The following is a 12,474-nucleotide window of genomic DNA, read 5'->3' on the forward strand; positions in this document are numbered from 1 at the left end:
GTGTTATAATAAAGAGCAAGAAATCCATCAGCACTATTGAAACTTCCTGTGGTATTATAAGTAAGAGCCCCTAGTCCATTGGCTGTATTACGACTTCCCGTAGTATTGTAGTAAAGACTGCCATATTCGTTAGCTGTATTATATATCCCTGTGGTATTGAGGTAAAGAGTACCACTACCATAAGCTGTATTATAGTTAAATAAATTTAAGATTTATACGAAACCTACTTTCGGATGTTTAAAGAAGTTAGCAATTTTTTTTGTAGCTTGTTGAAGTACTTGAAAAGCATCTTGAAGTTTAGTTTTGAGTTGAGCTAAGTTTTTACAGACAACATTTTTAAGCATATCACATTTGAGGGTTTTCCAGACCTGTTCATCTGCGTTCAATTCAGGGGAATAGGGGGGAATTTTAGCCAGATAAATAGTTTCATTCTTGTCTTTTCGTAAAAAATCCTTCACCTCTTTGCTGGAATGAATACGTGCCCCATCCCAAATGATGAGTAATTTTTGCTTCAAAGTGTCAAGTAATTTTTTGAGAAAACCTACCACATCTTTGCCCTTGAAACTACTTTCTTGTATTTGATACACCAAATCTCCCGCAGGACTAATGGCACTGATGGCAGAAAGGTGTTGATAACGACAGCCTTCCCGAAGCACAGGGCTATGTCCTCGCTTTGCCCAAGTAATACCTAGTTGGGGTAACAAATAAAAACTCGCTTCATCTACATACAACAACACTCTATTCTCTGCTATCGCTTTTTTTTCAAAGAGGGCAAGGTAGTCGCTAAGTAGTGAGCTACCTTGCTTTCATCTTGCCGATAATCCACAACCTTCGGCTTTTGACGACTATAACCTATTTTCCTCAAAATACGAGGTATGTAATGCACGTGATAACTCACATTAAATTTCTCCTTTATCAACCATTGTACTCGCTTACTATTCCACACCGAGCCCTCAAATCCAAAGGCTTCCGCCCCCATTTCCAAATATGCAACCAATTGTTTCTGCTCTGATGGCGTCAATCTACTCTGAAGATGACCGCCCCATTTGGGAATGTCTCTTACTGCTTTCTTTAATATCTGACTTACGCGAGCTTGGCTAATTGATAATAGCTCTGCTATTTTGACCTGTTTCAGACCTTCTTTCCGTAATTTGAAAACCATATCATATAAAATTGCTCTATCCATAATTTTCTCTTTTTTCTGCAAATATAAATCTTATTATTGATTATCTATAAAACTTCCTGTGGTATTATAAGTTAGTGAACCCATTCCAGTAGCTGTATTGTACTGACCAGTAGTATTATAATAAAGAGCATCCGCTCCAACAGCAGTATTGTAACTTCCAGTGGTGTTAGAGTGAAGTGCCCCTGCACCAACAGCGGTACTATACTCTCCATTTGTAGTATTTCTACCTGCCTGAAAACCAATGTAAGTATTATTGTTATTAGTATAGTCATCATTTAATCCTGCTTCAAACCCAAAAAATGTTGAGGCGTCTCCTGTAAGTCCAATGCGTCCTGATTTGATGTTATTTACTCGGAAGTTGAGAGGTACGTTATCGGTTGTACCTATGAAGTGTGTTCCGTCAATAGTACCAGTGTTTCCTGTAAGGAGCCAGCTTGCTTCTGCACCGAGCCTTCGCCAAGTAGAAGTAGGAGTATCGTAGAACCAGAATCCTCTTTGATTAAGTGTCCCATCAGTTTGATACACTAATAAACTATTCGCAGGAGTAGCGATAGCCAAACGTTCTGCTTGTGTCATACGAGGCAAAAGAAAGCCCTTACGAGGTGTAGAAGTTAGAGAGTTTACATCCAGCATCGCCGAACTATGTGGAGCGGAGCCATCGTCATTTACACTAACCCCTTGTGCAAAGGACATAAAAATAGGCAAAAAAGATACATAGAGGAATAGTAAATAAGATTTTTTCATAATTTTCAATTTTTATGGTTGCAATACCAGTTGTATATTGATATACTAACTGCAAATTTAATTATTCTTGTTCAAAGCTGATACCCCCCTAAAGGGGGATTTTACTCCCAAAACAAGAAGAATAAGTTTGCAACAAGAAACAATATGTCCGCCAACCGAATTAAAAAAATGGCATTTCAAAAAGAGGCTATGTACTAAGATTATTTTTTTAATACTTCGCAAAAAATCCCTAATGATTTTTTTAATAATAAAATCTTTCTTGATTTTGTTAAATTGCACGCCGTTAATATCTAATAATTCATAATTTGGCGGACATATTGAAGAAAATACTTGGAACTTTTTTATGATTTTCAAATGTCTCAAAATCAAAAAATAAGAAGGAAAGTTATGTTATCAAGTTGAAAAAATTGTCCAAATTGGTAGAGATGTGAAAAGTGAATGGCAATTTTATACCTTTGAATTTTCTTGCAAATCCTTTTAATCTTGGCGTAAAATAGGGCTTTTGAGGATAAGATTGGGGTTAGGGCAAGTTTCTTTGTAGAAGTCTAATTTTTCGGCAGAGCATACTCCCGGAAAATCGCCATAATAGCCTTGCATATCCAAAATAAGCTGAAAGTGTAAATGAGGCGACCAATCGCCATTTTCAGGATAATTGCCTATCTCGGCAAATTTTTCGCCTTGCTCAATTTTTTGTCCTACACTTTTGCCTTCCAAAGACTTTCGGCTCAAATGTCCATACAGCGTATAGAACTTGAAATATTCGGTTTGGTGTTCTAAAATAATAGTAGGACCATAGTCGCCAAAGCGATTATTATCCTGAAAGCTATGAATAGTTGCTTGATAGGGTGCAAAAATGGGTGTTTCTGCTTTTGTCCAAATATCTATTCCTAAATGGAATTCTCTTTTTTCGGTATCGGTATTGAAATGCTCGCTACGCCGATATAGCGTCCTTTTTTCTAAATATCCCCCAATATGTGCTTTCTTACAGGCAAATTGTAATTGATTGTTGAGCCATTTTTCCATTTTTTCACTGCCCCAAGTGTAAATGACTTCACAAATCGCATTATTTTCTGAAAGGTCTAAAAAGAGGCTATCGCTTTCATCAAGAGCCAAAGGTAATATGGGTGTAAAAGGAATACGAGCTAAAACTCTTTCAGGTTTGGGCTGTAACATATATTTTGAGCTAACAATTTTCTTGCAAAAAAAGCGTTATCAAGCAAAAACACAACAACAATGAGAAAAATATTTTATCTATTCTTGTTTTGCTTGCTAAGCGAGTGGGCTGTGGCTCAAACTTGCTGTCAGTTGCCTTCGGCAAATACAACATTTGCCCAATTTGCAGAGGATAAAGAATTTCAGATGAGTCATCTTTTGCCATTGCCCTATACGCATATTAGCGAAATAGGCAAAGATATTACTTTCAAAGCCGCCGATGGAACGGAAGCCTATGCCTACGAACTGAAAGCCAAACAAAAAAGTAACAAGTTTATTTTGGTATTTCACGAATGGTGGGGGCTAAACGACTACATCAAGAAAGAAGCTGAGAAAATTTACAACGATTTGGAGGGAAAAGTAACCGTAATAGCTCTGGATTTATACGACAAAAAAGTAGCTTCTACACGCGAAGAAGCCGCACAATTTATGCAGTCGGCAAAAAAAGAACGTATTGAAGCAATTATCCAAGGGGCTTTTGACTATGCAGGCAAAAAAGCTACTTTCGGAACAATAGGCTGGTGTTTTGGAGGAGGTTGGTCTTTGCAGGCGGCAATTTTAGCCGAAAAAAAGGCAAAAGCCTGTGTGATTTATTACGGAATGCCTGAAAAAGATACAGAACGGCTGAAAAAACTAAAAGCAGAAGTTTTGGGCATTTTTGCAGGCAGAGAGCGTTGGATAAGTCCTGCGGTGGTGGCTGAATTTGAAAAAAACTTAATTTCGCTCAAAAAACAATTCAGCTTGCAAAGTTTTGATGCCGAACACGCTTTTGCCAATCCCAGCAATCCGAACTATAACCAAGAAGCTACCCAAAAGGCTTATCAGCTCACTATCAGTTTTTTTAGAAAAAAAATGCTGTAATGAATTTGCGAAAGCGAAGACATCTCTATCAGCGATGTCTTTGCTCTTAAAATAAGGAAAGACTGCTATACAAAATCTAAGACTTCTCTGATAGCTTCGGCTTTGAGCAAACACTCTTGATATTCTTGCCGAGCCTCTGAATCGTATGTAATGGCACTGCCTACCATAAAGGAAAGGTATTTTTGGGTTTCATCATAAAATAGTGTGCGAATGACTACATTGAAATCAAAGTCTTGTGAAGGTGAAAAATAGCCTATTGCACCCGAAAATAAGCACCTTTTGCTATTTTCGTATTGCTCAATGAGTTCCATTGCTTTTATCTTGGGGGCACCAGTCATTGAACCCATCGGAAAAGCATTCCGAATAATTTGCTGATTAGAAACGCCTTCGTTTATTTCTGCTTCAATGGTGGAAATCATCTGCCAAACTTTGGGAAAAGCATACATACCAAACATTTCGCTTACTATCGTTGAGCCTACTTTGGCACTGCGAGCCAAATCGTTGCGAACCAAATCAACAATCATCATATTTTCGGCACGCTCTTTTTCGCTGTGAAGCAGTTTTTGCTTTTGTAATTTATCGGCTTCAGGGGTGTCGCCTCGGCGGATAGTGCCTTTGATAGGCTGAGAGATGATTTTATTCCCTTCTTTTTTCAAAAACCTTTCAGGAGAGGCACAGAGAGCATATTTTTTACCTACTTTCACAAAAGCCGAAAAAGGCATAGGACTGACCTCACACAAACGCAAATAGCTTTGCAGAGGCTCAATAAAAGCATTTTCAGCAAAAAACTCAATGCAATAATTGAGTTCATATACATCGCCCTCTCTAATATGCTGACGGATTTTTTCAACAATTTCTAAGTAATTTTCTTGGCTTACATGTTGCCTAATAGCCAAAACACTATTGGGAACATTGGGTAAAGCGGTTTTTTGAACTAACTCCAAAAACGCATCTTTTGAGCAGTTTTCTTTGCCCCAAATCTCAATTTCTTTTTCTTTCCAAATAAAAAGCCATTGTGGTATAAAGCACAGACTTTCGGGAAAGGCTAATACATCAAGATTTTGGCTCTGTAAGGTTTCTATCTGGTTTTTTAAATCGTAGCCCAAGTAGCCAAAAATCCATTCGTTAGGGGGGAGTTTTTCATCAAGAAAAGAAACAGAAAGGCACTCGTTGCTTACAGCGAGCATTTTTTGCCAACTGCCGCAAGGGTAATTTTTCTTTTGCCATTCATTAGGGTTGAGTAAGCAGACATATTCAAATTTGGTAGCCCAAGCAAGCACTTCCAAATCGCTTATGGCATCAATGCTGAACAGAAATTTCATCATTGGTCTGATTTTGAGAGATTTCTGCTGCGGGTATATGATTAGGAATAATGAGGGTAAATTTTGTTCCTTCGCCCAATTCTGAATGAACGCTTATTTTTCCACCCAGTTTTTGGATAGTTTCCTTAACAATATATAAGCCCAAACCCGAACCTTTGCTATCGTAAGAGGCTCGGTAAAACATATCAAAAATTTTTCCTAAATGTTCGTGAGCAATACCCAAACCATTATCACTTACTTCAATTGTGGCTTCTTTGGCGGTAATAGTCGCTTCTATATTGATAAAAGGGTTCAGCTTGCGAACATTATGATAGTTGATAGCATTAGAAAGCAGATTGTTGAGTATAATACAAAGCCTTTTGCTATCTGTATAAAAAGGACTTTCGGCTTGAATACGTGTATTTTTCTTGATGAAAATGGATTTTTCAAGATAATTGAGGTTTTCATAAATTTCATCAACGAGCTTTTGCAAATCTACGGGTTCACAGGCGATTTCCAAACGAGAGTTGCGAGAGTAGTCTATAATATCTTTGATGAAATTATCCAATTTATGAACGCTCTGCTCCATCATATCCAAATAATGGAAAAGCATTTCTGCATTTTTTTCCATTTTGGCGATATTGATAAGCCCGAGTACCGAAGCCAAAGGGGCTTTGAGGTCGTGAGAGGCACTATACACAAACCTATCTAGCTCATTATTGATTTTGGTAAGTTCTTCGTTTTGTTCTTGCAGTTTTCGCTGATTTTCTTTGCTTTCCGAAATATCCCGAATGGCTCCGTCAAAATAAACATTGCCGTCATCATCTTTTTGAGCAATCAGGCTCATCAATCCCCAAAATTTAGTTCCATCTTTTTTTCGGAAAATAACTTCTTCATTTTTCACCACTCCGTTTTTTAGCAAACGATTGATAACTTCACTTCGCTTTTGCGTATCTACATATAGCACTTCGGGATTGAGATTGAAAACTTCTTTTTCGTCATAGCCAAATAATTTCATAAAAGCCTCATTGGCATAAATAAGTCCTTGGCTGGGCGTACTTCGGTAGATAGCTTCTTGAATGTTTTGGCTAATGGAACTGAGTAGTTGTTGGTTATATTGAATTGTTTGCTCAGCAATTTTTTGCTTGGTAATATTTTTACCAAAAATAGAAACCCCTACAATCTCGCTATTTACGATAAGCGGAAATAGCTCTACTTGAATGTAATGCTGAAATTCGGGGTAGTAGTCTGTATAAGTTTGCTTTTTGCCTTGCAAAAGAGCCATTTCAAAGCGTTCTTGCCAAAATTTGGCTTTAGGAAAGCGTTCAATTTTTTCTAAAAAGTTATCGCCATAATGTACTTCTTCTTGGTAGGTGTGCCACATATATTGCTCAAACTTCACATTGTATTCTACCAAACAAAATTTTGTATCCAAAAGCCAAATAGCCATATTACTATTATCCAGAATGGCACGCAAATTGTGTTCTTTTTCAATGATTTGACGAGATTTTTCGTTAATTTCTGCTTCTTGTTTGGCAAGTTTTTGGTTAGAATGATAGATAATGGTTTGAGCGATGAGTTCTCGCAGAGTCATTCGGTAGCGTTGGAAGGCTGTAAAAGCCGCAACAATCACACTTCCTAAAATGAGAAAAAAATCATAAACAGCGTGGGGTGTGCCAAAATGGTCTTGCAGGGCAATGGTGAAAAGTATCAGTCCTAAAATACTTTGGGCTATGATGAAAGGAACATTTACTACTACAAACAAATGAATGGCAATTAGCCCCGCCGAAGCAATGATAATGAAAATTTCAGGTACATTGGCAAGAGAACATTGCTCCCAAATCATTCCAGAAGCAATGGTAGCATTACTGCCCAAAAAATAAAAGGTATTGGGAGCTATATCTTTGCTACGAAAAAAAGCGTAAAACCCTAAGGGCAAGAGCCAAACTAAATTTGCCCAAAGAAAATCGCTGTTATGTTTTACACCTGTAAAAAGAGCCACTATATTTTCCACCAAAAAAATACCTACAAGAATAAAAAATATGTATTTTTGGCGGTTTTTAGAAACAACTAATAGCTTTCTTTCAATAATTTGGTTGAATACTTCTTCGGCTTTGTAATGCGTACTCATTCTGGAAACCGATGGTTAAAGACAAAAAAAATCTTTCAAAATTAACTGATTTTCAAAAGAAAAACAAAATTCCCACCGAGCTTTTGGGGCGAAACCTTGTAAGTTTGCAGGGCTTAAAATACCAAAAAGTTAGGAAATTGCTAATAAATTGTAAAATTTTCTTTGCTTTTCTGCTTGTTTTACAAAATTTTTCAAATTCTACTTCTTTGGCACAAGTGCTGAATGATAGTACGCAAAATATCTATGGCTTTTCTACTATTTTCAAAGTATCTGAACATCAGATATTTCGTAAGCAAGATAGTACCTTGCAAAAGATAGATAGCACACTTACAAACTTTCATACTTTTGATTTGGTAAGAAAAAATCGTTTTTTATACCAAGATTTGGGGCATAACTTGGGTACGCCTGCCAAGCCTGTATTTTATCAGTTGCCTTTGCAGGCAGGAGTGCAATGGGGTATTAGAAGTTATGAAGCCCATAAAATTCACCCCGATAGCGTGTATTACTACGATACCAAATCTCCGTATTCAGATTTTTTCTTTGTGCAAGGGGGGCGTGGGCAACAAATTGCAGGTGTAGAATTTACCCGAAACATCACCGAAAGGTCAAATTTTGGCTTTATTTTTCAAAGAACCAATACCTTTCGGCAGTATGCGGTAAGCCCCAACCGAACCGAAAATGCTATTTTAGAGCAGTATAAGGCATTGGCTTGGTTTCGTTTTTTTTCCAAAAACAAGCGTTATCAGTTACTTGCCCACTATCATCATCTCAATAGTCCGCTCAAAGAATTGGGTGGTGTAAAAAATGGCGATAATCTTGCGATTTTATACGATTATCAGCAAACAGAGGCTCAGCTGGTTGGTGAGCCACGTAGCTGGCAAATTTATGATAGGGTGCGTTTGTATCAGGAATATAGCTTGGATAGCACAAGGCATTTGAGTATTTTTCAAAGCATACAATTTGAAAAGCAACGCGATAGCTATTTTGACGGCAGTTTTGAAACCAATAAGGCTTTTTATTTGAGGAGTGCCGAGCCTACTTTCCCTGTAATTGATGATTTTCCTATAAATTTGAAGGAAATCAACGACAACTATCAGTTTCGTCTGCTTACCAATCAGGCAGGCATACGCACCACTTGGCGAGGTTTGGGGCTTTGGGGCTATCTGAAACGAAGAGATTTGGGCGTAAAAAGCAACCTCAAAGACCTGTACCGCTTGCGAAATCTGTCTGAAAACTATTTAGGTGGAATTTTGCAAACTACTTTGCCGTTCAAAGCTAATTTAGAAGTGCAAGCCGAATATCTTTTGGGCAAAACGGATTATCTTTTGCAAGGGAAACTATCGCATACATTTTTGCAGGCAAGTCTGAAAAGTATTTCTTTTTCGCCTGCTTTGGTAGAAAATCGCTATTTTTCGCGTGTAAGGTCTTGGGATTATCAAAACAATTTGAAAAATACTTTTGCCCAAGAATTGTGGGCAGAGTTGCATCTGCCTTTTCGGACTTTCTTGCTCAAACCTTCATTGCGTTATCAGGTAGTTACCAATCATATTTATTTCAATAGAGATACAACAGGCTACATTTTCCCCGACCAGTTGCTAAGCACTTTACAAATTTCGCAGTTGGGTTTGCAGTTTCATTTCAGGATAAAAGATTTTTACTTTGAAAATCAAATTTTTTATACCCGCGACCTTTCGGGTTCTGATGTCATACGCTTTCCTGAATGGCATTTGTGGGGGAGTTGGTACTATGAAAAAGGACTTTTCCGAGAGGCTTTGCTTTTGCGTGCTGGCATAGATTGGCATTGGCGTAGTGCCTATTTTGCAGATGCCTATATGCCTGCCTTGAAGCAATTTTACTTGCAAAACGATTTTGTAGTGAGAGCTTACCCTGTAAGTGATTTTTTTGTGAGTTTGCGTATTCGTAAGGTAAGAGCCTTTCTGAAAATGACTCACTGGAACGAAGGGATTTTGCCTCCACCCGATAATGGTTATGTCGTAACGCCTTTTTATGCAGGTTTTCGCAGAACTTTCGGACTGGGAATTAGTTGGCGTTTGTTTGATTGAGACTTTGAATTTTGAAAACTATCAGATATATTTGTAAAAAAATCTTTTATGGAAATAACTTTGAAAAGCGACAATTTGCAAGATATTCACATCATTTTACAATTAGCTAAGCGTATGAATATGGAAATAATACAGACAAATAGCTGGGAAAGTGATGAGTTTGAAATTTTAAGTCAAACCTCATTAGACGATGTTTGGCTAAACCCTGAAAATGAGATATGGGATAAGTTTTTTGCAGAAACACAGCAAAATATAAAAAGTAGTGATGAGCTATAAACAAGGTGATATTGTATGGGTGAATTATCCTTTTTCTGACGATTTTGCAAAGAGCAAGAAATGTCCCGCCATAGTGGTAAGCAATGAAAAATCTAATGCTTTAGATAACGATTTATTGATAGTTCCAATTACAACTAGTATTAGAGAGGATACTTTTTCTTACAAACTTGAAAGTTCTGATTTAGTACAGCCATTACCTTTTGTAAGCGAAGTTCGTTGTAATAAGATTATCACTATTCGCAAGAGACTTATATTAGCTCCATTGAGTTCTTTGAAAGAAGACTCCTTATCCAAAATTATCCAAAAAATCATATCTGTTTTTCAGTAATTTTCTTGACAAAAATCACCTTTTTTTTCTTGCTATTTTGCCGAAGGCTTTGCAACTTGAAACATCAATCAAACCCAATAAAGTTATGGTGTATGTTTCATTTGAGCAAGCCTTTTCGGTGGTAAAATCGGGGCAACGGATTTTTTTTCACGGCGTTGCCGCCAATCCACAGCATTTAGTTCAGAAATTTGGTGAGTATGTTATTGCCAATAATCTGAAAGATTTGGAAGTAATCGCCTTTTCGCCTTTTGGAAAGTTTGAATTAGCTGATGCCAAGTATGCTCCACATCTGAAAATCAACGCCTTGTTTGTTTCAGATTCGGTGCGTCCTGCGGTAGATGAGGGGAGAGCTTCGTATATTCCTGTTTTTTTGAGCGAGGTGCCCGAATTATTCCTCAATGATGTTTTGCCTACCGATGTAGCTTTCTTTAATGTTTCGCCGCCTGATATTCACGGATTTTGTACTTTGGGGGTTTCTGTGGATTGTGCCATTTCGGTACTTAAAAAAGCCAAAATTTGTATTGCTCAAATCAATCCACATATGCCACGCACTCACGGCGATAGCTTTGTGCATATCAGCAAGTTTCAGTATGTAGTAGAATATGACGAACCCCTGCCCGAAATCCCACCGCTGGAAATTAGTGATGTAGAAATGCGTATAGGCAAATTTTGTGCAGGTCTGGTAGAAGATGGAGCTACGCTTCAAATGGGCATAGGGGGTATTCCGAATGCAGTGTTGGCAAATCTGACAAACCATAAAGATTTGGGTATTCATACCGAAATGTTTTCTGATGGCGTTGTACCCCTTGTAGAAAAAGGTATTATCACGGGCAAATACAAGGCTCGCCATCCAGGCAAAATTGTGGCTTGTTTTGTAATGGGAACACGTAAAGTATATGATTTTATTCACGACAACCCCCAAGTGGCAATGCTGGATACCAATTATACCAACGAAGACTCTGTAATTCGTACCAATCCGAAAGTGGTGGCTATCAATAGTGCGATTGAAGTAGATTTGCTGGGGCAAGTTTGTGCCGATACCATAGGCTTGAGGCAATATTCGGGTATTGGCGGACAAATGGATTTTATACGTGGAGCGGCTCTTTCGCCCGGTGGAAAGCCCATTATAGCAATTCCTTCGGTAACGAATAAAGGACAATCCCGAATAGTTCCTTTGCTCAAGCCAGGGGCGGCAGTAACTACTACGCGAGCCCACGTGCATTACATAGTTACGGAGTATGGAGTGGCGTATTTGTTCGGAAAAAATATTAAACAGAGAGCCAAAGCTCTGATAGAAATAGCCCACCCCGACCATCGCGAAGAGCTAGAACGTCAGGCTTTTGAAAGAATAAAAACTTACTGGTAGTGATACAAAAATTTCTCATAACATACTTTTACCACCGATTGAATTTTGCTATCTTGCCAATCGGTGGTAAAGTTTTTATGAAAAAGTTTCTCTTTTTAGGGTTTTTACTGATAATTTTTATTCAAACCTTTGGACAAACAATAATCCAAAACAACCCTTTATTTACTCAAATCCCTTCGCTTTCACAAAAAAACTACCGCACTCATCTACAAAAAGTTTATGAATTTCTGACAAGCCAGCCCAAGGATTTTCTTGAAAGTAATGCTACCAAGATTTTGGATATATCGCTTCAGAATCCTCATTGGGAGGTGCGAATTTATACCCAAATACTGCTTGCCAAAGCTCTTTATCACAAAGATTCCCAAAAAAGTATTTCCATTGCCATAGATGCCTATTCTGTGGCGAAGGCAAGAAAGCTGACTTTTGAATTAGCCGAAGCCTCCAAACTTTTAGCTTTTATCTATAACTACGCCCAAGATAATGAAAAAACTATCCGATACGCTCTGGAAGCATCTGAAAGCTACTTGAAATTGGATTTGTATGATGAGGTAACTTCTCTTTACTATGAAATTGCTCTTACGCAGTATCGTTTAGAAAATTATGAGCTGGCTTTGAGCTACTTTCTTGAACTTATCAAGAATCCGAATTTTGAGAAACTGATGTCCCGAGAGCAAATCAATACCTATAATGCAATTGCTTTGAGCTACAAAAAACTTCAAAATTATTCCAAAGCCTTTGAATACTTGGGTAAAGCTATGGAAAAAGCCAAAAAATTTAGAAGTGGCGTTTGGATAGGGATTTTGCAGGGTAATAAGGGAGATATATTTTTTGAGCAAAAAATGATAGACTCTGCTCGTTATTATTGGAAAATAGATTTGGATACGAGTCAAAAATATTCCGAATGGCAAAATGTAGCTTCTACACTCACTTTTTATGCTCAAAGTTATGAATGAGGTTGTTTAGGATTTATTTTTTTTGATAATTCTTCGGATAAAAATGACCATAA

At 37.7% G+C, this 12,474-nt stretch carries 12 protein-coding genes; 6 read left to right on the forward strand and 6 right to left on the reverse strand.

Going from position 1 to position 12,474, the window contains the following annotated elements; translation table 11 throughout:
- Positions 1-212: 212 nt before the first annotated feature.
- From ACWITO_RS04870 to ACWITO_RS04885, 4 genes are all read right to left on the reverse strand, one after another.
- On the reverse strand, positions 213-737 hold the full coding sequence (locus tag ACWITO_RS04870) for an IS630 family transposase (protein WP_180965210.1): 525 nt from the start codon (positions 735-737) through the stop codon (positions 213-215).
- Between the two features lie 11 nt (positions 738-748).
- Entirely contained in the window at positions 749-1,186 is a 438-nt protein-coding gene (locus tag ACWITO_RS04875) for a helix-turn-helix domain-containing protein (RefSeq protein ID WP_102203879.1), read from the reverse strand.
- Positions 1,187-1,219: 33 nt separating this feature from the next.
- Positions 1,220-1,930 carry a hypothetical protein gene (locus tag ACWITO_RS04880; RefSeq protein ID WP_448528887.1) on the reverse strand — a complete coding sequence of 237 codons (711 nt, stop codon included), beginning with the start codon at positions 1,928-1,930 and terminating at the stop codon, positions 1,220-1,222.
- Between the two features lie 477 nt (positions 1,931-2,407).
- Positions 2,408-3,103, reverse strand: a complete 696-nt coding sequence (locus ACWITO_RS04885; protein ID WP_448528888.1) for a peptidoglycan DD-metalloendopeptidase family protein — start codon at positions 3,101-3,103, stop codon at positions 2,408-2,410.
- 60 nt (positions 3,104-3,163) lie between these two features.
- On the opposite strand from ACWITO_RS04885, the gene ACWITO_RS04890 reads away from it, so the two are divergent.
- Positions 3,164-4,003 (forward strand): dienelactone hydrolase family protein, encoded by an 840-nt coding sequence (locus tag ACWITO_RS04890; RefSeq protein WP_448528889.1) that lies wholly within the window; start codon positions 3,164-3,166, stop codon positions 4,001-4,003.
- Between the two features lie 65 nt (positions 4,004-4,068).
- Here the strand turns inward: ACWITO_RS04890 and ACWITO_RS04895 are convergent, their stop codons facing one another.
- Both ACWITO_RS04895 and ACWITO_RS04900 read right to left on the reverse strand, forming a co-directional pair.
- Positions 4,069-5,328: an anthranilate synthase component I family protein gene (locus tag ACWITO_RS04895; protein ID WP_448528890.1), complete on the reverse strand. Its 1,260-nt coding sequence runs from the start codon at positions 5,326-5,328 to the stop codon at positions 4,069-4,071.
- Entirely contained in the window at positions 5,303-7,435 is a 2,133-nt protein-coding gene (locus ACWITO_RS04900; RefSeq protein ID WP_448528891.1) for a sensor histidine kinase, read from the reverse strand. The genes ACWITO_RS04895 and ACWITO_RS04900 overlap by 26 nt, the downstream gene beginning before the upstream one ends.
- Positions 7,436-7,446: 11 nt before the next feature.
- Here ACWITO_RS04900 and ACWITO_RS04905 point away from each other — a divergent pair, with 11 nt between their 5' ends.
- From ACWITO_RS04905 to ACWITO_RS04925, 5 genes are all read left to right on the forward strand, one after another.
- Positions 7,447-9,498, forward strand: coding sequence for a putative porin (locus ACWITO_RS04905; protein WP_448528892.1), 2,052 nt, complete (start codon positions 7,447-7,449; stop codon positions 9,496-9,498).
- Positions 9,499-9,546: 48 nt separating this feature from the next.
- The gene (locus ACWITO_RS04910) at positions 9,547-9,774 is read left to right on the forward strand and encodes a hypothetical protein (protein ID WP_448528893.1); all 228 of its coding nucleotides are present in this window, start codon (positions 9,547-9,549) and stop codon (positions 9,772-9,774) included.
- Entirely contained in the window at positions 9,764-10,102 is a 339-nt protein-coding gene (locus tag ACWITO_RS04915) for a type II toxin-antitoxin system PemK/MazF family toxin (protein ID WP_448528894.1), read from the forward strand. The genes ACWITO_RS04910 and ACWITO_RS04915 overlap by 11 nt, the downstream gene beginning before the upstream one ends.
- Before the next feature lie 85 nt (positions 10,103-10,187).
- Entirely contained in the window at positions 10,188-11,468 is a 1,281-nt protein-coding gene (locus ACWITO_RS04920) for an acetyl-CoA hydrolase/transferase family protein (RefSeq protein ID WP_448528895.1), read from the forward strand.
- Positions 11,469-11,545: 77 nt separating this feature from the next.
- A complete protein-coding gene (locus tag ACWITO_RS04925) occupies positions 11,546-12,421 on the forward strand; it encodes a tetratricopeptide repeat protein (RefSeq protein WP_448528896.1) in 876 nt (291 codons plus the stop codon).
- Positions 12,422-12,474 lie beyond the last annotated feature (53 nt).

The organism is Raineya sp., from assembly GCF_053497555.1.

Excerpts from the sequence above, each read along its gene's own strand:
- ACWITO_RS04925 (WP_448528896.1), top strand. The coding sequence starts at position 11,546 with ATGAAAAAGTTTCTCTTTTTAGGGTTTTTACTGATAATTTTTATTCAA.
- ACWITO_RS04895 (WP_448528890.1), bottom strand. The coding sequence starts at position 5,328 with ATGATGAAATTTCTGTTCAGCATTGATGCCATAAGCGATTTGGAAGTG.
- ACWITO_RS04910 (WP_448528893.1), top strand. The coding sequence starts at position 9,547 with ATGGAAATAACTTTGAAAAGCGACAATTTGCAAGATATTCACATCATT.
- ACWITO_RS04875 (WP_102203879.1), bottom strand. The coding sequence starts at position 1,186 with ATGGATAGAGCAATTTTATATGATATGGTTTTCAAATTACGGAAAGAA.
- ACWITO_RS04885 (WP_448528888.1), bottom strand. The coding sequence starts at position 3,103 with ATGTTACAGCCCAAACCTGAAAGAGTTTTAGCTCGTATTCCTTTTACA.
- ACWITO_RS04900 (WP_448528891.1), bottom strand. The coding sequence starts at position 7,435 with ATGAGTACGCATTACAAAGCCGAAGAAGTATTCAACCAAATTATTGAA.
- ACWITO_RS04905 (WP_448528892.1), top strand. The coding sequence starts at position 7,447 with ATGGTTAAAGACAAAAAAAATCTTTCAAAATTAACTGATTTTCAAAAG.
- ACWITO_RS04915 (WP_448528894.1), top strand. The coding sequence starts at position 9,764 with ATGAGCTATAAACAAGGTGATATTGTATGGGTGAATTATCCTTTTTCT.
- ACWITO_RS04920 (WP_448528895.1), top strand. The coding sequence starts at position 10,188 with ATGGTGTATGTTTCATTTGAGCAAGCCTTTTCGGTGGTAAAATCGGGG.
- ACWITO_RS04880 (WP_448528887.1), bottom strand. The coding sequence starts at position 1,930 with ATGAAAAAATCTTATTTACTATTCCTCTATGTATCTTTTTTGCCTATT.
- ACWITO_RS04890 (WP_448528889.1), top strand. The coding sequence starts at position 3,164 with ATGAGAAAAATATTTTATCTATTCTTGTTTTGCTTGCTAAGCGAGTGG.